The sequence below is a fragment of the Hirschia litorea genome, assembly GCF_042665075.1.
Lineage (GTDB): Bacteria > Pseudomonadota > Alphaproteobacteria > Caulobacterales > Hyphomonadaceae > Hirschia > Hirschia litorea.
This window is the reverse complement of the sequence record NZ_JBHTBR010000004.1, coordinates 662-18232: the sequence shown is the minus strand read 5'-3', so window position 1 is coordinate 18232 and position 17571 is coordinate 662. Positions and strand designations below refer to the sequence as shown.

Here is a 17571-nt window from a genome sequence, read left to right as displayed (position 1 = left end):
AACCATTGACTCACGACGCATTTCGCACGTGAATAGAGAGGTGAGGGTTTGGCAGTCAAGATGATTAGTCGTAAAACCTTCAATTTTGGTGATGAAAACGGCTCAACTCCTAGCAGGACTAACAGATAGATGTCACTTGCATTACAACAAAATGTTGCTGATGGCGTACACATGAGTCTTCGGGATGAACTCAAGTCAGAACTCGCGAAAGCCGAGACTGACGGACTCGAAACGCGTGCAGCAACGCTTAGACTGGTTTTATGCGCTGTCAGGGATCGCGATATTAAAGCGCGCAAAAAAGATGAATGTCGCGGGTGTGAAGATGCTGAAATCAATGCAATTTTGCGTCATATGATAGCGCAACGTGAAACGGCAGCAGAAGAATATGATGCTGTAGGTAACATTGAATTAGCTGAACAAGAGCGCGAAGAAGTAGACGTATTGAAGGAATTCATCCCTAAAAAATTGGATGATGCTCAGATACGTTTGGCGGCAGAGCATGTCGTGCGAGAGTTGGGTGGAGAATGCCTGAAAGATATGGGGCGTTGTGTCACTGAGTTAAAAGCGCGTTTTCCAGAACAAATTGAGTCAGCCGCAGCAAAATCAGCTGTAAAAAAATTGCTGTTATAACCAAAAATACAAATTATTATGGTTAAATAGAATAACTGATGCGGTAGCTGTCCTTAAATAAGGATTGGGTTCGATGAGGTGTGATGCGGTTTTCTGAAGCTTTTATTGATGAATTAAAAGACCGGTTGCCTATATCGGGGTATATCGGGCGCAAGGTTAAGCTTGTGCGTTCGGGAAAGAATTTTAAAGGTCTTTCACCGTTTAAAGACGAAAAAACGCCTTCTTTTTATGTTGATGATGAAAAGCGCACTTATCGATGTTTTTCAACGCAGCAATCAGGCGATATTATTGCGTTTGTTCAAGAGACTGAAGGTCTTAGCTTTCAAGAAGCGATCGAGAAGCTTGCTCAAATGGCTGGCATGGAGCTGCCCACAGAGAACGCTTCCGAGAAAAAGCAAGTTAAGAAACGCAAGTCTCTATTTGAACTAATGGAAGCGGCGGTTTCTTTTTACGAAGCCCAACTGCGTGGCTCCAATGGTGAGCTAGCACGAAATTATCTGCAAAAGAAACGTGGTTTGAATGAAGGCGCATGGGCGCGCCATCGTATAGGTTACGCACCTGAAGGGTGGCAAACTCTCCATGATCATTTAGTCGAGCAGGGGGCAACCGCTAAAGATTTGCTGGAGATTGGTCTTGTACGAGAGTCCAAGCAAGCAAATAAGCCACCATATGATGCTTTTCGCCATCGCATTATATTTCCTATACTTGACCCTACTGGGCGTCCGATCGCTCTTGGAGGGCGTGCGCTTGAGTCAGCAGAGGTGCTTAAAGACAAGGGCATTCCCAAATATGTAAACTCATCGGAAACGCCCCTGTTTCATAAATCGTCGGTTATTTATAATTATGGCCGCGCCAGAGATGCTATTTACAAATTATCTCGACACGCTGGTTCTGACGATCCGTTTGCGCGTGGGCTGATTGTCTCTGAAGGGTATATGGACGTCATAGCTATGGCTGAGAAGGGATTTTCCACAGCTGTTGCTCCTATGGGGACTGCGCTCACTGAAGAGCAGTTAAAGATGTTGTGGCGTGTTGGGCCAGAGCCAATAATGTGTTTCGATGGTGATAGTGCGGGGCAGAAAGCGGCCATGCGTGCTGTCGATCTTGCGCTACCATTGTTGGAGCCAGGAAAATCAGTATTTGTGACTCTATTGCCTCAAGGCATGGATCCGGATGACCTCTTAAAAACAGAGGGCGGGAAAGAAGGTCTACGTGACCTGTTACGGAATGCCCGTCCACTTGTGGATTTGCTTTGGGAGCGGGAATTGGGGCGTGAGTCCTTGGATACACCCGAGCGTATCGCTGGTTTTGAAGCGCGGCTAGACGATGCAGTTGCTTCGATTGGCCACGAAAAAGTGCGCGTGGCATATATGCGCGAATTGAAAGACAGGCGTTACCAGTATTTTCGTGAATTGAGATTTGCCAAAAAAGACCAACGTTCAAATAACAATTGGGGCGGAAAAAAATGGGATGGTAAAGGGAACTCGAAATATCGCGGCAAGAATGTTGCACAGGGGCCTGTAGTAAAGTTATCCGACACCCGAGGCTTAACTGGGCGTACAGGGCTTGGAATGATTATTCGCGCCATTGATAGTCCAAACCTTATGATTGAGGCGAAAGAGATGCTAGCAATGGCTGTTTTTAGTGATGAAGATGTCTCAACACTAAGAAATGCAGCATTAGATGTGCAAGAATTTGGGGAAAAGGTTGACCGCAGCGCAATTGCAGCCCATTTACGGAGTCTTGGCCGCACACGTTCTGCGAAACTGCTCGAAGAGTATCCGAATCAGGAGCCCATAGATCCAGCCACTGTTGCTGGGCGTGAATGGCTCGCTGCACTGGAGCGTTTCCCAACTGTTGCGGCTCTGAAAGACGAGGCAGATAGCGAGAAAAATGCGTTTGCTTCAGCTAACGGAGTCGAGGAACATAAAGCGGAATGGGCACGTCGAAAAAGGTTGGTGGCGGAACGACAAGCATTGAAAGCGAAGTCACAGGAACTTATCGACGATACTACCACAAGCAACTCACAGGATTGAATTGCCATACGCGGCTTGGGCGAGCCGGGGTTAAGGGCGGGAGATTTGTATGACCAAAACAAAAGCCGACAAAGCCAATAAAGAAGAAGTTGCTGAAAACCAAGATGGTCCAGTACTTGATCTGTCGAATGCAAGCGTAAAGAAATTTATCGCCGCTGGTAAAGCGCGTGGATTTATTACGCATGAAGAGCTAAATAAAGTTCTTCCTTCTGATGAGGTGAATCCTGATCAGATTGAGGACATTATGTCTGCGCTTAGCGAGATGGGGATCAATGTTGTTGATTCTGATGACGACGCTGAAGAGTCAGATGATTCTCAAAATAGTGATTCTGATGATGATGACGCAACAGGAACACGCGTAGCTAAAGCAAAGTCAACTGCTGCGACAACAGGTGGTCGCTCGGATCGTTATGACCGTACAGATGACCCTGTGCGCATGTATTTGCGTGAAATGGGTACTGTTGAATTGCTTTCCCGTGAAGGCGAAATTGCGATTGCGAAACGTATCGAGGCTGGTCGCGATGCGATGATCCGTGGGCTTTGTGAAAGCCCGCTTACATTTGAAGCGATCATGGTTTGGCGTCAGGAGCTGGAAGATGAGCGCGTGTTGCTACGTGATATTATCGATTTGGAAGCGACCTATGCGGCTGAAAATGGTGGGGTGCCAGATAATTCCGCTGCAGCCGTAGCCCTTGAAAAGGGTGAGCCAGTTGTGAAAACACCTCAGCAAATTGAAGCTGAGAAAAAAGAAGAAGAAGAAGCTGCAGCCAAAGCAAAGCGCATCGAAGAGGGCATTGAAGAGCCTGAAAAAGATGATGAAGACGATGATGATTTTGATGATGGCGGCGCAATGTCCATGTCTGCGATGGAAGCAGAGTTGCGGGATGGTGTTACTGAAATTCTGGATAATGTGGCGTCTGATTTCCAAGCATACCGCCGTTTGCAGGAAAAACTTGTAACGCGTCACATGGAAGGTAAAGAGCTTACGCCAAAGGACTCTGAAGAATACGTCAATCTTCAGAACGGTATTATCGAGAACCTTAAAAAGCTACATCTCAATAATGCGCGTATTGAAACGCTCGTTGAGCAGCTTTACGCGATTAACAAGCGCCTAATGGGGCTTGAGGGGGCTTTAATGCGCTTGTCAGATGCGCATGGTGTGCCGCGCAAGTCATTCCTCGATAACTATTTCGGTACCGAGCTTGAGCCAGACTGGGGTGAGCGTGTTTCCCAAATTTCTGCCAAGTGGAAGAAGTTTATTGCAGCAGAAAGCAATAAAGTTGAAGAAATGCGTGCAGATATCTCTGGTCTTTCACAAGAAATGGGTGTGCCGATTGAGGATTTCCGCCGAATTGTAGCGACAGTCCAAAAAGGTGAACGTGAAGCACGCGTCGCGAAAAAAGAGATGGTGGAAGCAAACCTTCGTCTCGTGATCTCTATCGCTAAGAAATATACAAACCGTGGTCTTCAATTCCTGGATCTTATTCAGGAAGGGAATATCGGTTTGATGAAAGCTGTTGATAAATTTGAATATCGCCGTGGGTATAAATTCTCAACATATGCGACGTGGTGGATCCGTCAGGCGATTACGCGGTCTATCGCAGATCAGGCCCGTACAATTCGTATTCCAGTTCACATGATCGAGACGATCAATAAAATCGTGCGGACTCAGCGTCAAATGCTTCACGAAATTGGCCGTGAGCCAACACCTGAAGAATTAGCTGAAAAGCTTGGTTTGCCGCTTGAGAAAATTCGTAAGGTTCTCAAAATCGCGAAAGAGCCAATTTCTTTGGAAACGCCGATTGGTGATGATGAAGATTCAAACCTTGGTGATTTCATCGAAGATAAAATGGCATTGCTTCCTGTGGATGCAGCTATTCAGTCCAACCTTCGTGAAACAACAACTCGTGTGCTAGCCTCATTAACGCCTCGTGAAGAGCGTGTGCTACGTATGCGCTTTGGTATTGGTATGAACACGGACCACACGTTGGAAGAGGTTGGTCAACAATTCTCTGTTACACGTGAACGTATTCGTCAAATCGAGGCCAAAGCTCTACGTAAGTTGAAACACCCAAGTCGTTCACGTAAATTACGTAGCTTCTTGGATACATAAACACTCTTCAGAATATATTGAGTTTTAAAGCCCTCGCTTCTATGCGGGGGCTTTTTTTTGGTTAAAATTTATTGACTTTAACTTGTTTGAAGGAAGGTTAAGTTCATGGTGAGGGGCTAACAGCGTGCGATAAGGGCAATTGTTCTGGGATTCCTGAGGCAATGTTCAAGTAAAGGCTAATTTGGCAATTGTGTGCTTCGTTATGAATGCGCTCGAGATTTAAGGGGATCATCAACGATCATGGGTTCACAACAGCATTACTTAGAGAAAGAGTTTCACCTTTTAACGCAAGGTGAGAATGAGCTAAGCGGTTTTGTTGAGAACCATTGTTTGGATGGTATCTGGTATTGGGATTTGAATAATCCTGAGCATGAATGGATGAATGCTAAATTTTGGGAAACGCTTGGTTACGATCCAGCGAAACAGCCCCACCTTGCTGAAGCATGGATGGATATTATCAATCCAGATGATTTAAAAGAAGCGCAATCAAACGCAGCTAAACATTTTGAAGACCCTGATCATCCATATGATCAAATCGTGCGCTATACTCACCGTGAGGGCCACACAGTTTGGATACGGTGTCGTGGGGTTGCTATCCGTGACAAGAAGGGCGCACCTATTCGTATGCTTGGTGTGCATACGGATGTTACTCAGCTTTTCGAACAAGATCATCAATTGAAGGTGAAGCGCGAAGAGTTTGCACAAATGCAATCTTTGAATCAGCTTGTTCTCGATTATACAGATTCAGGAATAATGTGTTTTGAAGCAGTATATGATACTGCTGGAAGCATATGTGATTTTAAGTGGATTGTGGTCAATAAAGCTGCACTTAAAATGGTGGGGCGAAACTATAGTGATTTGATGGGAAAGAACATGTTGGATGTTCTTCCGGGCAATAAAGAAGCTGGACTATTCGATTCTTATAAGAAGGTCGTCGAGACTGGAGAAGACTTTACGACTGAGATATTTTATCCGCACGATAATATGGTTGAATGGTTTCGTATCCATGCCGTACGCAGTAAATCAGACGCATTTTCTGTGACATTTACGCCAATTACAATGCTGAAGAAACAGCAAGAAGAATTGGAATTTTTGAACAGGGGGCTGAAAGATTTTGCGTATGCAGCAGCTCATGATCTGCAAGCGCCTTTGCGTCAGTGCGCGATGTTTGTTGAGCTTTTCAGAGATGAATTGACTCAGAATGATATTAAATTGCCTGAAGATGCTGACTCTTGGCTCGATGAATTGGTTTCGAGCTTTAGTCGAATGCGTACCATGGTGAAAAGTTTGTATAGCCTTGCGAACTTGGAGAGTGACAGCATCGCGTTTGAACCTATGCAGCTGAGTGAAGCGGTTGAAGCTGCTAAAAGTGCGTTATCATTGGATATTTTAAAATCAGAAGCGAATATAACATATTCAAACTTGCCAGTTTTGATGGGCGCAAATTCCTTAATGGTCCTCTTGCTTCAAAATCTCATCGCCAATGCCATCAAATATGCCGGTGATAAGGCCCCGATTGTTCGTATAGAAAGCGAATACCTGAAAAATCAAAAAATGCACGTAATTCGAATCGAAGATGAAGGTTTGGGAATCCCTGAAAATGACGCCAAGAAAATATTCGAACCCTTCAAGCGTGGAGGGTTAGTTCAAGAAATAGATGGTGTGGGCATGGGGTTGACTATATGCCAAAGAATAGTTCAGCTGCACAAGGGGAAACTATATTTAGATAGCGGTTACACTAAAGGTGCATGTTTCGTGCTGGAATTGCCGTCTATAGAATAAAAAGATTGCGGGAAAAATGTCTAAACGGATTTTGTTGGTCGAAGATGAGCGTGTAGATCAGGTTTTTATTGTACGCGCTATTAATAAAATCGCGGATGATATAGAGATCGAAATCGCTAAAAATGGTGAAGAGGCGCTCGCCGCGATTAAAAAAAATGGTGCCCCTTGTCTTATAGTAACCGATTTAAACATGCCGATCATGGATGGTCATGCTTTGTTGGATGCGTTAGCGGCCGATGAGGCTTTGCAAAATATACCAACTATTGTTCTATCTACATCTGATGCGCGTCACCAAGTTAAGCTATCTTATGAAAAACGGGCGAATGCTTACATGGTTAAACCAAGCAGCCCCAGCGCTTATTCGCGTATAGCTGAATCTCTTTATGATTTTTGGTTCAAAGTAGCCCGCCTTCCAGCTTGTTAGAGAAAATTGGTCCAACGCATCAGAACATGAACCTGAGATAAACGCTGTGTTGGGTGAGGGTTCAATCGAAGGCGTCTAGTTTCAGTCCATTACTTGTTCATTTATTGTGAAAGCAGGGGCTGTTTCATGCAGGACTATTTAGACCAATTAGATATCAACCAATATTTGCCGGGTGCTATCGGCGTTGCCACGAACATATTGTTGGCAATAGTAATCCTAATAATCGGCAGTTGGATTGCCGGTAAGGTGAGTAAATTCATCCGAGGAATGGGTGAAAAGCACGAGAATTTAGACAATACTCTATTTAAGTTTTTAGGTAGCGTCGCGCGCTATGTTATTCTCGCCTTCGTATTCATAGCTGTACTCGGACGGTTTGGAGTTGAGACAACTTCAATTGTTGCATTGCTTGGTGCTGCGGGGTTGGCGATTGGTCTTGCACTTCAAGGGGCAATGTCAAATCTAGCTGCGGGTGTAATGTTAATGTTGTTCCGTCCTTATAAGGTGGGTGACTTTATTGATGCAGCGGGCCGTTTTGGAAATGTAACCGAAATAGACCTTTTCACTACGATTTTGGAAACTTTTGATCACCAACAGATTATTATTCCCAATAGCCAAGTGTGGGGCGAGCAAATTGTAAATCACTCGCATCACCCTGTACGTGGAGTAGATATGGTTGTCTCTGTCGCCTATGCTGAAAACACCGATGAGGCGCGCAAAGTAATTGATAGCGTCTTGGCGGCGAATGCCAATATTCTTCAAGACCCAGCACCATTTGTGGAAGTTGAGACACTGAACGATAGTTCTGTCGATTTCCGTGTGCGCCCGTTTACCAAAGGTGAAAACTATTTTGACGTGTTGTATTCGGTGCCCGAGCAAATGAAAAAAGCATTAGATGCTGCAGGGATAGAAATTCCGTTCCCTCACCGTAAAGTCATTATGGTGAATGAATCGAAATAAAGAATATGAATTGAAGTACATAATAATAGGGCCGCGCAGTATATCTGCGTGGCCCTTTTTCATGATGTCATGTCATTTTGCGTTTAATTGTTTAGGGTACACATATGAGATTTGGGGGCAGAGTTATTTGCCGAGGCTTGCAAGCTGGACGTTGCAATTACTGCTACAGCAATCCAAAAGCTCAGCGCAAAAGCAAACCCGCTTAAACGTGAAATCATTGCTATTCCTCCATCAGAGCGACCATTCTTTTGGGTCATATTCATCTTTTGAGTGTGAAGAATGCGGCGAATAGTTAATATGTACAAGGGGACTAAGGGTTAATTATTGGATATGTTTTCGTTTACGAGGTGTAAAATAGATGCGTGACGGCTGTATGCAAACTCAGTTCACAATAGAATCGAATGGGCAAGGACTGTATGAATTTACTGATTCTGTACGAAATTTTGTTGCGAAAAGTGGCGCAGAATCAGGGCTTTTAACATTATTCGTGCGTCACACATCTTGTTCTATACTTGTTCAAGAAAATGCTGATCCTAGTGTTTTGCATGACCTTGTCGCCTATTTTGACCGGCTTGTTCCTGATGCTAATAATTCTCAAATGAGTTGGCTTACGCACACGGCAGAAGGGCCCGATGATATGCCTGCTCATATAAAATCTGCAATTTTACCAACCTCCATATCTATCCCGATTTTAAACGGAGATATTGCTTTGGGCATGTGGCAAGGCATTTTTCTATTTGAACATAGGCAGGCGCATATGGTTCGAAAAGTTGTGGGACATATTTCTGCTTAGCTTTCTGGATGCAGGCGCAAAGAGGCTTCGTTATATGATAAACAATTAGGACCGAATCTGAATTATATAAGGAAATGCTCATGCAGCTTAATCAGGTTACATTGCCTCTCACAGATTTTGACGCAAGCGTGGCATTCTATAAGACTTTAGGTTTGCGTTTAATCGTGAGTGCTCCACCCCGATATGCGAGGTTTGAGTGTGTGCCGGAAAGTGGGCAGGGGGAGCCAGCAACATTTTCGATAGCTGCAAATGGAGGTTCGCCCGCACAAGGAGCCTATCCAGCATGTTATTTTGAAACTCCTCGTGTTGATGAGATCGTATCAAGATTGAAAGCTGCGGGATATGTCGTTTTTAGTGAAGCTGAGGATAAGACCTATGGCTGGCGGGAAGCCGTCGTCCAAGATCCGGCTGGAAATAAAATAAGAATTTATTGGGGTGGAAAGAATCGCCGTTTTCCAGAATGGCGCATCGACTAATATTCATGGGCCCTAGTGTGCTTTGTTTATGTATTTTTGTCGGAATTCGATAAGAAAATGCTCGACATTAGAGTATCTGTGTCTAATTTTGCCTCAAACATTGGTAGATACAGATGGTCTTGAGGAAATTTTATGAAATTAAAGTCAATTATTGCGTTGTCAGCTGCTGCGCTTCTAAGTGCTTGCGCAAGTGTGGTGAATGAGGGGGAGCAAAAAACCACTTCTGTGACCGATGCTTCCAGTACTGAGACGGCGGAAGTCGCGTTGCAGGAGGTTCTAACGCCGCGGGCTGCACGTATAAAAGCTGATATCGCCTACCTTGCCGATGATAAGTTGGAAGGCCGTGAAGCTGGTTCGGCTGGTCACGCTTTGGCGGTTGAATATGTAATTGATCAATTTAAGCAAATCGGTGTTGCTCCCAAAGGTGAGAATGGTGGCTACACTCAATCGGTTCCCTTGATGTCTATTGTACGAGATGAAGACGGGAATCACTTGAGTATCAATACAATTGATGGCGAGCCAGTTGATTTAATCGAAGGTGAAGACTTTGTGGTTTACGCCTCATCTCATAGCGCTCAAAATAGTATAACTGCACCTGTTGTTTTTGCAGGATATGGTGTTGTTGCGCCAGAGCACGGTTTAACGCCGTATGATGACCTCGATGTAAAAGGTAAAATCGTGGCAATCTTGTCGGGCACGCCTGGCGGTATTCAAACAGAAGAACGCGCTTATTATGGCGCGCAAATCTCACGAGAAATGTCGGAACGCGGTGCAATCGGTGTCATTAGCATCGAAACGCCTAAAAGTGCAAAGCGACGTCCTTTTGCGCAATCTGTGAAAAACGCTACATCTAGCAAATCTATGAAATGGATTGATAAAGATGGCGCACCATTCACAACGTCACCAAATATACAGGCCTCAGCTTATGTCTCTGACGCAGGCGCGGTTAAATTGTTTGCAGGTTCGCAGCAATCTTGGGACGAGATTCGCGCAATAATTGAAGATGAAGAAGCAAAAGTTGATTCTTTTGAGTTGCCGATCACTGCAACCATCACGCAAAAATCTACGCACGCTGAAATCTCCTCTGATAATGTAATAGGTATTATCGAAGGTTCAGATCCTGATCTAAAAAACGAGGTGATTGTGCTGTCTGCGCACGTCGATCATATCGGTATTACTCAGAAGTCGATGAAAAAAGATGTTATCAATAATGGTGCTTTAGATAATGCAGCTGGCGTAGCAACTCTATTGGAAGCTGCCCGTATTATCAAAGCAGGGGATGCCCCGCGCCGTACAATATTGTTCACTGTTGTTACAGCAGAAGAGAAGGGCTTGCTGGGCGCGCAGTATTTTGTTCAAAATCCAACGATTGATCGCGAACGCATTGTCGCAAACGTCAATTTGGATATGCCTGTCCTAACCTATGATTTCACTGATGTTGTTGCATTTGGTGGAGAGCGTTCAACTATGAAATCCGCCATTGAGGATGCTATTACTGAATTTGGCGTAACTTTGGGAGAGGACCCATTTCCATCTCAAGGGCTATTTACACGCTCAGACCACTACCGGTTTGTTGAGGCCGGAGTCCCGTCTGTTTTCTTGGCGACGGGATTCGAGAATGGGGGTAAAGAAGCATGGAGCAATCACTTCGCAAACAACTACCACAAACCGTCTGACGAGTTGGACAATGGGCTTTTGTTCAATGCTGCGGACAAGTTTGCATCCATCAACGCGAAAATTGCACTTACCTTAGCCAATCAAGATGTCCGTCCAATGTGGATGAAGGGTGATTTTTTTGCGCTGAAATTTAATGGTGTGATGCAATCTGAGTAATTAGATCATACACGAGAGTTTTGTAAGATAGCGGTTGGAAAGTTTCAGCCGCTATTTTGCTGTCTGTATGACGTGTTCTTGTGGCTGATGCAATATTCATATGCCTTATCGAATGGGTAAATGCTGTAGAGTTGCGAATCTGCAGCTCATAGAAATCTGGTTTCCCGCATTGCTTTCAGGTGCTCAGATCTGTGTGATTGGTGTTGTTTTTGAGAATTAGCGCTAAAATACGCATCAAATCTGCATTTTTAACGCCTAAAAATTAGGTAGTTAGCGTTTTTAAGTGAAACATCGCAAAAATTGTCGAGGAACTGTCACAAATCAAGAGTATACATATATGCATGTTAGCAGACAGCAGATATGCAATAAAGAATATATAGCCTTGCATGGATAGCACAAAAGATTTGCAGCATTTATAGCAACTTTTATCAGGGTCAGAACCATGAAAATCGCACACATCCTACCAGCATTATTCGTACTTTCTTCTACAACAATGGCTGGCGCATTGTCTGCTTCAGCTGAAGCTAAAGCGCCTCTTCCAGTACCGACAGAACGCGTTATGCCTGCTTACCCAAGATCAGCCGAAGCGCGCGAGATCGAAGGTTCAGTAACATTGGCATTTGATGTTCAAGAAGATGGTCTTGTGCAAAATGTTCGCGTTGTAAACGCAGACCAACCAGGCGTTTTTGATGACGCTGCTGTTGAAGCAATTTCTAAATGGAAATTTGAAAAAGGCACACCGGACGAAGGTGTAAACATTGTTGTGGACTTCCAATTTTAGTCATATCGCTACGCTCTGCTGCGTGCTTGGCAGTATAGCTTAGGAAATGTCATGGAAAAACGGCGACCGAAATCGGTCGCCGTTTTTTTTGTCGGTGTTTAGCAGCAACTCGTCATTGTTGCTTGCGATGGTACTGATTGTGAAGGTTCGACGGAGAACACGTTGACGGGTGCACAGCCGGGGAAGGGACCTAAATGCGTGTCTCCATTTCCGAGAACGTCAAAGAAGCGAGAGAAACGCGTTTGGGTTAGCATTTTTAAAGTGTTTCTACATACGGGGAATACGCGGCCAGCTTCGATTTTGTGTTCGGTATCTAGCTCGAATATGCGCTCCATGCCTTGGGCACCGCCTTTATATATTACGGCTTGGCCGTAATCTTCGCATGCCGCATCCATACCATTGAGCTTCATTAGTCGTGCAGTGACGGATGCAAATTTTATTGGTGCAAGCATGTCCTGAATTTGTGGGTGAAGAATAGAAAGGGGGCGATACTCACAAATGCGCGGGTCTATAAAGTTCGCGCTTTTTGCCATTGAGATGAAATCATTCCAATACAACGCCCCCGATAGGCATTCTCCATAAAGAATCGGATCGTTGATAAGGTGTTCAGGTACGCGTCGGTCTGCATAAACATCCGAGAAATACAGTTCTCCACCTGGTTTTAACAATGAATGTGCTGCGCGAAATACAGCTAGCTTATCAGTGCATAAGTTGATGACACAATTTGATATAATGAGGTCAAAACTTTCAGGCTCGAGATCGAGTTCGTCCAACTTTTCTAAATAGCCTTCTAGGAATCGAGTATTCGGCGATTCGTATCCAAATTTCTCTGCATGCCAAGGTTCGTATTTACGTGCTATATCGAGTTGTTCCGCTGTCATATCAACACCCGTCACGGAGCCATTGGGGCCCACAAGCTTTGCGAGCGCAAATACATCACGGCCCGCACCTGATCCAAGATCAAGAATTTTTAGGCCTTCAAGCTCAGAAGGAATTACAATCCCGCAACCATAATAGCGCGAGGCGACATCATCGTGTACGTCACCTAGTGCTTTCCTTATGTGCAGAGGTGGTGCGGCTTGGGTGCAGCACGCATCTGTTTTTAGGTCGGTAGAGTTTTGTAGGGTTTGTCCGTAATAATCTTTGACTTGATCTTGTTTCATAGTGTGGTCTCAGTTCCGGAAATTTTGGATCGTTTCTCTTTAAGAGAGGGGAGACAGAGGTCAATTGAAGAGTATGTGAGATCATGCGATTGTGATCTGCACGTGATGCGTGTAGGGGCTAGTCACTAGGCATTCAGCTTTGATGTGGTATAGAGGCTCAAAATGCTGCATCTGCGAGATGGGCATGCTGATATTTATTGTTCGGACAATTGAATATACTGGTCATCAAGGCCATATATTGATTAAACTAACGCTGAAGTGGATGAAAAAGGTGGTCCAATTTCTGCTTGGCGTTCGAACTATTGTTGAAGAGAAAGAGTTTTAAATGTTTCTGACTATGTTGAGAGCAAAATTGCATCGCGCAACAGTGACGCAATGTGACCTGCATTATGAGGGGTCAATCTCTATAGATAAGGATTTGCTCGAGGCATCAGGAATTCTCGTGAATGAGCGCGTTGATATTTGGAACATCACAAATGGTGCGCGTTTATCTACATATGCAATTGAGGCTCCGAGTGGGTCAAAGACATTTGGTGTGAATGGTGCAGCAGCACGTCATTTCCAATTGGGGGATCGCATTATCATAGCGACCTTTGCTCAAATTGAAGAAGAAAAAGCACGTCAGCATGCGCCAACAGTCGTCATGTTGGACGATGAGAACAATATTGTTCCTCACATTGCCTAAGTTAAGTTGTGTCTAGAGATCAGCGCAAACGTGATTTGAGACCATTTTACAAGCAGGGAAAACCTGTACTTCAGATATTAGCTGCCATCCTTGTGTTGGCAGCTTTTTTTGTCTGGAGAATGCTATAGTGTTCGCTTGCCTTTAAGTTTAGCTAGGTAATTAATGCCTACCAAGTTAGTTAACAGATCGTTATAACTCTATTAATTCTTATTTCTAATTAGTTGAATGAAGTCTTTATTGGTTAATATTGAAGAATAAGTCATTAACCATACAGTTGTATTTTTACCAATTACTTTGTGGTACTTGTTTAACCAATAAAAAGACTACTTTTTGGGTAAATTAATTTAGAAAAGGGGGCATGTGGTGAATCCATATGGTCGTTTCTTGGTGGTGGCTAATGCGGTTTCGGCCGCAATAGTTTTGACACTTGTGAGCATGGTTTCTGGTCCATTATTCGAGACCTATAAATCAATAGATTTTCAATTTGAATATGCGCCATTCGCGGCTGCTGCGGCCGCGTTGATGGTAACAATCGTTGTTTGGTTGGCATTAAATGATGCTGTGTTGCCATTTTTTTTCCGCTACACGCCAATACGTCGTTTGATTTTGGGTAAGCACTATATGGAAGGAACGTGGATACAGGCTGAAAAGCATGTCGGTTCACCGCGCATGGCTGTGATAGAGATACAGCCTGCCGGAACAAAGTTTCGTTTTTCTGGATATGCTGTTGATGAAAACCTTGAGGTTCAATCGAATGTGGTGATGGAGTTCTCCAAATTTGATTGGCCGTTCATGACGTATAAATTCAGAAATACATTGGCGGATAATTCGGATGAGGGACGTGAAGGCGTTGGTGAAATCCATTTTGAAGCAAACCGTCACGCGCCGCGTTCATATAATGGATTCGTTCAGACGGTGAATAGTTTGGGACGGGTGAAGATTGAGGGTGTGCGTTTGATGAAAGAACGTGAGATTCGCAATCTGCGTTCTTTAGAATTTCGTGCAGACATTATTGATAAATATTGGGGCTTATTCTTTGAGCGCGGTGACCGTAAAGCGCGCATGAAAGGCAAGGCAACAGGAAGCTTCAATACAAGTAACACGACTGCTGCAACACCTGCAAACCATGCTGTTACCGAGCCGACGACTGAGTATAAGCAAACGCCTACCATGACTGCACCTCTACAAGAGCAGGCGGCACCCACAGCGCAAACAGTTGAACGACGCGTAAAGGATGTTGCACCCGCTGAAGCAGGGCCGGTCGTGCCTCGCAGACGTGCGACAGACTGGGCGAAGTCGGATGATTCCTTAGAGTTTACAGATTTGGATGATTTTTTGGAAGATCCAATTGAGGTCCCTGCCATGCAATCTGTATCTACAAGTCTTGAGATGTCCGGAAAATCAATCTTGAAAAAATAATTTATTTTCAACTGTTTATTTGATAAAAAAGGCCGCCCACTTAGAAAGTGAGGCGGCCTTTTTGTTGGGTATTGTAATCCTTATTTACGAACAAGTTCAAATTGAACATTCATAGTGGAAGAATAAGAAATCTCACCTGCTGCAATTGGCGTGCGACTAGAATCTGATTCTTGCATACGAGCCATCATCATAGGTTGCGGGCGAGGTGAGCTGTTTCCAGCTTCGTCCATTGAGATGATTCTGGAAACTTTGTAACCAGCTGCATCAGCATAAAGTTCAGCTTTTTCAAGAGCATCTGACACAGCGTCCTTGCGTGCATCTTTTAGGGCTTGGCTAGAATCTTCTAGTCCGAATGAGATAGAATTGATCGTATTTCCACCGGCAGAAACAACAGCATCTAAAACACCACCCACTTTATCAAGTTCGCGGACGGTAATGTTTACGGTGTTAGTTGCTTGATATCCAATGAGTTTTGGTGGGCCGCTGTCTCTTTTGTTGTAATCATAGCGGGGATTCAAAGAGATGTTGCCCGTTTGCATATCTTTACTGGCAATCCCGGCTTTCTCTAATGCTTTGAAAACATTGCTCATTATGGAGGCTTGTTCTTTCATCGCTTGAGAGGCTGTCTCAGAATCGACGTTTACGCCAAGTGAAACGGAAGCGATATCAGGTGCGACTTCAACTTTGCCTTCACCAGTTAAATTGAGTGTTGTTTCTTGTTGGATCGTAGGTGACATCATTGAATTCTCGGGAGTTATTTGCGCCATAGCATTCATTGGTATTGAGCTGCATGCCGTTGAAAAAGCGAGCATGCCAAGAATTGCAGAAATGCGGTGTTTGCGGGGGGTAGCGGTTTTAAGGCGTATGGCTTGAGACATAATGTGCTCCTGTCGCGAAAATTACAAAAAATGTATTGTTATGAAGAGCATGCATTGCGGCAACCGTATGGCAAATGCTGATTCATGCGTTGGATTCCGCCATATATGATTGAATTTTAATTCTAGAATGCGAGATTTTTAAAATCAGGGCTTCACGTGGGCTTCAAAATGAGTAATGTGCGCGTTCTCCGTAATTGGGGGCCTGTAGCTCAACGGTTAGAGCAAACCGCTCATAACGGTTTGGTTGGCGGTTCGATTCCGTCCAGGCCTACCAGAACTCGATCTCTTTTAAAATAAATTGCAAAAATATGCAGACCGCGCGACGGATTTTTCTGGGTGGCGCGTTGTATTGTTCCCGAGGGAATATTTGTAGGTTAACCGTATGGCTCGCATGAGTGAAGCATCGCGCTTGATAGGTGGTGTCTCCAATTTGGAGGCGAAGCTCGATAGTCGTGAGAATAATTTTAATCTTGTGCGTTTGGTTTTGGCGCTATTAGTGTGTTTCGATCATGCCGGCTTGGTTTGGTCGGGGCAGACCCATACTGAGCTTTTGAGAATCGGCTCGGTAACAGCGGGTTTTTTGGCTGTGAATGGTTTTTTCGTGCTTTCTGGAATGCTCATAATGCGTTCTCTGGAGCGGGGAGGTGCTGGTTTAAGCTATTACTTGTCTCGCTTTCTTCGTCTTTATCCTGGTTTGTTGGCGCTTGCCTTAGTTTCGGTGTTTATAATTGGGCCATTGGTCTCTCGCCAAGATTACTGGGTGGGTATTGGTGTTTTGGAGTACGCTGCTCAGATATTGCGTTTTGGTGATACTATGGGGGCACCCATAGGTTTCTATCCGAATAATCCTTATCCGTTGGAGTTTAATTCACCACTATGGACGCTGAGATATGAGTTGATCTGCTATTTAGTTGCGCCGATCATATTGCTTTTGGGTGTTTTTGAGCGCCGCTATTTCGTAGCAGTGATGACGTGTTTGGCTGGTGTCTTAGCTTGGGTGTATGTGCCACATGAAAATCCTGTTCTGGGAAGCGATTTCCTAGCTGCGTGTCTTCGTTTCGCTTTTTGCTTTGGTATAGGGATGAATATCTGGCTTTGGCGTAGATGGGTTTCTACTCGTCCAATGTGGGTGCTGCTATCTGGTGCGCTGTTTGGGCTTAGTTTGGTAGTAGGTGTTGGAGTGGATGTTGCTGCGACTTTATTTGTAGCATCTGCTGTGTTGTACGCTGGACTGATGCCTGTTGGTGGGATGCGTTATTTTGAGCATGTAGATTTGTCTTATGGCGTGTATATCTGGCACTTTCCCATCCTCCAGATACTCATGGGAGAGTTGCAGTGGGCTAATCCGTTTTTTCTATTAGCTGTAGCAGTGATGTTGGTGCTTCCCGTGGCGTGGCTGTCTTGGGAGTTTGTTGAGCGTCCGTCGCTAAAGTTCAAAAAAATGATTCTCAAGGCGAGGCTCGTAGAGTGATCTCAGCCTCTCTATGCCGTGGAGGGGGAGTAGATTTGTCACAAAAAGGCAGAAAAAGTGGTTGACGGTTAGTTGTGACTTCCATATACGTCACGGCTCTTCGACGACATTGGAGAATTTGCGGATCTGA

The 17571-nt window shown here is 44.6% G+C and carries 15 protein-coding genes and 1 tRNA gene; 14 read left to right on the top strand and 2 right to left on the bottom strand.

Annotated features, from left to right (window positions below; genetic code table 11):
• The first annotated feature begins 129 nt into the window (after positions 1–129).
• From ACFQS8_RS07290 to ACFQS8_RS07245, 10 genes are all read left to right on the top strand, one after another.
• A complete protein-coding gene (locus ACFQS8_RS07290; protein ID WP_382166641.1) occupies positions 130–630 on the top strand; it encodes a GatB/YqeY domain-containing protein in 501 nt (166 codons plus the stop codon).
• Between the two features lie 83 nt (positions 631–713).
• A complete protein-coding gene (gene dnaG / locus ACFQS8_RS07285) occupies positions 714–2666 on the top strand; it encodes a DNA primase (protein WP_382166640.1) in 1953 nt (650 codons plus the stop codon).
• A 49-nt stretch (positions 2667–2715) separates the two neighbouring features.
• Positions 2716–4779 carry an RNA polymerase sigma factor RpoD gene (rpoD, locus tag ACFQS8_RS07280; protein WP_382166639.1) on the top strand — a complete coding sequence of 688 codons (2064 nt, stop codon included), beginning with the start codon at positions 2716–2718 and terminating at the stop codon, positions 4777–4779.
• Between the two features lie 240 nt (positions 4780–5019).
• Positions 5020–6561 (top strand): ATP-binding protein, encoded by a 1542-nt coding sequence (locus tag ACFQS8_RS07275; RefSeq protein ID WP_382166638.1) that lies wholly within the window; start codon positions 5020–5022, stop codon positions 6559–6561.
• Between the two features lie 16 nt (positions 6562–6577).
• Positions 6578–6985: a response regulator gene (locus tag ACFQS8_RS07270; protein WP_382166637.1), complete on the top strand. Its 408-nt coding sequence runs from the start codon at positions 6578–6580 to the stop codon at positions 6983–6985.
• Positions 6986–7111: 126 nt separating this feature from the next.
• Positions 7112–7942, top strand: a complete 831-nt coding sequence (locus tag ACFQS8_RS07265) for a mechanosensitive ion channel family protein (RefSeq protein WP_382166636.1) — start codon at positions 7112–7114, stop codon at positions 7940–7942.
• Between the two features lie 373 nt (positions 7943–8315).
• The gene (locus tag ACFQS8_RS07260) at positions 8316–8735 is read left to right on the top strand and encodes a secondary thiamine-phosphate synthase enzyme YjbQ (protein ID WP_382166926.1); all 420 of its coding nucleotides are present in this window, start codon (positions 8316–8318) and stop codon (positions 8733–8735) included.
• A gap of 80 nt (positions 8736–8815) precedes the next feature.
• Positions 8816–9211, top strand: a complete 396-nt coding sequence (locus ACFQS8_RS07255; protein WP_382166635.1) for a VOC family protein — start codon at positions 8816–8818, stop codon at positions 9209–9211.
• A 132-nt stretch (positions 9212–9343) separates the two neighbouring features.
• Positions 9344–11044: a M20/M25/M40 family metallo-hydrolase gene (locus ACFQS8_RS07250; protein ID WP_382166634.1), complete on the top strand. Its 1701-nt coding sequence runs from the start codon at positions 9344–9346 to the stop codon at positions 11042–11044.
• Between the two features lie 442 nt (positions 11045–11486).
• Positions 11487–11825: an energy transducer TonB gene (locus ACFQS8_RS07245; RefSeq protein ID WP_382166633.1), complete on the top strand. Its 339-nt coding sequence runs from the start codon at positions 11487–11489 to the stop codon at positions 11823–11825.
• Between the two features lie 98 nt (positions 11826–11923).
• Here the strand turns inward: ACFQS8_RS07245 and ACFQS8_RS07240 are convergent, their stop codons facing one another.
• Positions 11924–12988 carry a methyltransferase domain-containing protein gene (locus ACFQS8_RS07240; protein WP_382166632.1) on the bottom strand — a complete coding sequence of 355 codons (1065 nt, stop codon included), beginning with the start codon at positions 12986–12988 and terminating at the stop codon, positions 11924–11926.
• Positions 12989–13313: 325 nt separating this feature from the next.
• Between ACFQS8_RS07240 and panD the strand changes: the two genes are divergently transcribed.
• Positions 13314–13673: an aspartate 1-decarboxylase gene (panD, locus tag ACFQS8_RS07235; RefSeq protein ID WP_382166631.1), complete on the top strand. Its 360-nt coding sequence runs from the start codon at positions 13314–13316 to the stop codon at positions 13671–13673.
• Positions 13674–14036: 363 nt separating this feature from the next.
• A complete protein-coding gene (locus tag ACFQS8_RS07230) occupies positions 14037–15092 on the top strand; it encodes a hypothetical protein (protein WP_382166630.1) in 1056 nt (351 codons plus the stop codon).
• Between the two features lie 80 nt (positions 15093–15172).
• Here the strand turns inward: ACFQS8_RS07230 and ACFQS8_RS07225 are convergent, their stop codons facing one another.
• On the bottom strand, positions 15173–15970 hold the full coding sequence (locus tag ACFQS8_RS07225; RefSeq protein WP_382166629.1) for an SIMPL domain-containing protein: 798 nt from the start codon (positions 15968–15970) through the stop codon (positions 15173–15175).
• 198 nt (positions 15971–16168) lie between these two features.
• On the opposite strand from ACFQS8_RS07225, the gene ACFQS8_RS07220 reads away from it, so the two are divergent.
• Positions 16169–16244, top strand: a tRNA-Ile gene (locus ACFQS8_RS07220).
• A gap of 108 nt (positions 16245–16352) precedes the next feature.
• On the top strand, positions 16353–17441 hold the full coding sequence (locus tag ACFQS8_RS07215) for an acyltransferase family protein (RefSeq protein ID WP_382166628.1): 1089 nt from the start codon (positions 16353–16355) through the stop codon (positions 17439–17441).
• The last annotated feature ends 130 nt before the right edge of the window (positions 17442–17571 follow it).

Coding starts and splice junctions, on each gene's coding strand:
- ACFQS8_RS07290 (WP_382166641.1), top strand. CDS start 130: ATGTCACTTGCATTACAACAAAATGTTGCTGATGGCGTACACATGAGT.
- dnaG (WP_382166640.1), top strand. CDS start 714: ATGCGGTTTTCTGAAGCTTTTATTGATGAATTAAAAGACCGGTTGCCT.
- rpoD (WP_382166639.1), top strand. CDS start 2,716: ATGACCAAAACAAAAGCCGACAAAGCCAATAAAGAAGAAGTTGCTGAA.
- ACFQS8_RS07275 (WP_382166638.1), top strand. CDS start 5,020: ATGGGTTCACAACAGCATTACTTAGAGAAAGAGTTTCACCTTTTAACG.
- ACFQS8_RS07270 (WP_382166637.1), top strand. CDS start 6,578: ATGTCTAAACGGATTTTGTTGGTCGAAGATGAGCGTGTAGATCAGGTT.
- ACFQS8_RS07265 (WP_382166636.1), top strand. CDS start 7,112: ATGCAGGACTATTTAGACCAATTAGATATCAACCAATATTTGCCGGGT.
- ACFQS8_RS07260 (WP_382166926.1), top strand. CDS start 8,316: ATGCAAACTCAGTTCACAATAGAATCGAATGGGCAAGGACTGTATGAA.
- ACFQS8_RS07255 (WP_382166635.1), top strand. CDS start 8,816: ATGCAGCTTAATCAGGTTACATTGCCTCTCACAGATTTTGACGCAAGC.
- ACFQS8_RS07250 (WP_382166634.1), top strand. CDS start 9,344: ATGAAATTAAAGTCAATTATTGCGTTGTCAGCTGCTGCGCTTCTAAGT.
- ACFQS8_RS07245 (WP_382166633.1), top strand. CDS start 11,487: ATGAAAATCGCACACATCCTACCAGCATTATTCGTACTTTCTTCTACA.
- ACFQS8_RS07240 (WP_382166632.1), bottom strand. CDS start 12,988: ATGAAACAAGATCAAGTCAAAGATTATTACGGACAAACCCTACAAAAC.
- panD (WP_382166631.1), top strand. CDS start 13,314: ATGTTTCTGACTATGTTGAGAGCAAAATTGCATCGCGCAACAGTGACG.
- ACFQS8_RS07225 (WP_382166629.1), bottom strand. CDS start 15,970: ATGTCTCAAGCCATACGCCTTAAAACCGCTACCCCCCGCAAACACCGC.
- ACFQS8_RS07215 (WP_382166628.1), top strand. CDS start 16,353: ATGGCTCGCATGAGTGAAGCATCGCGCTTGATAGGTGGTGTCTCCAAT.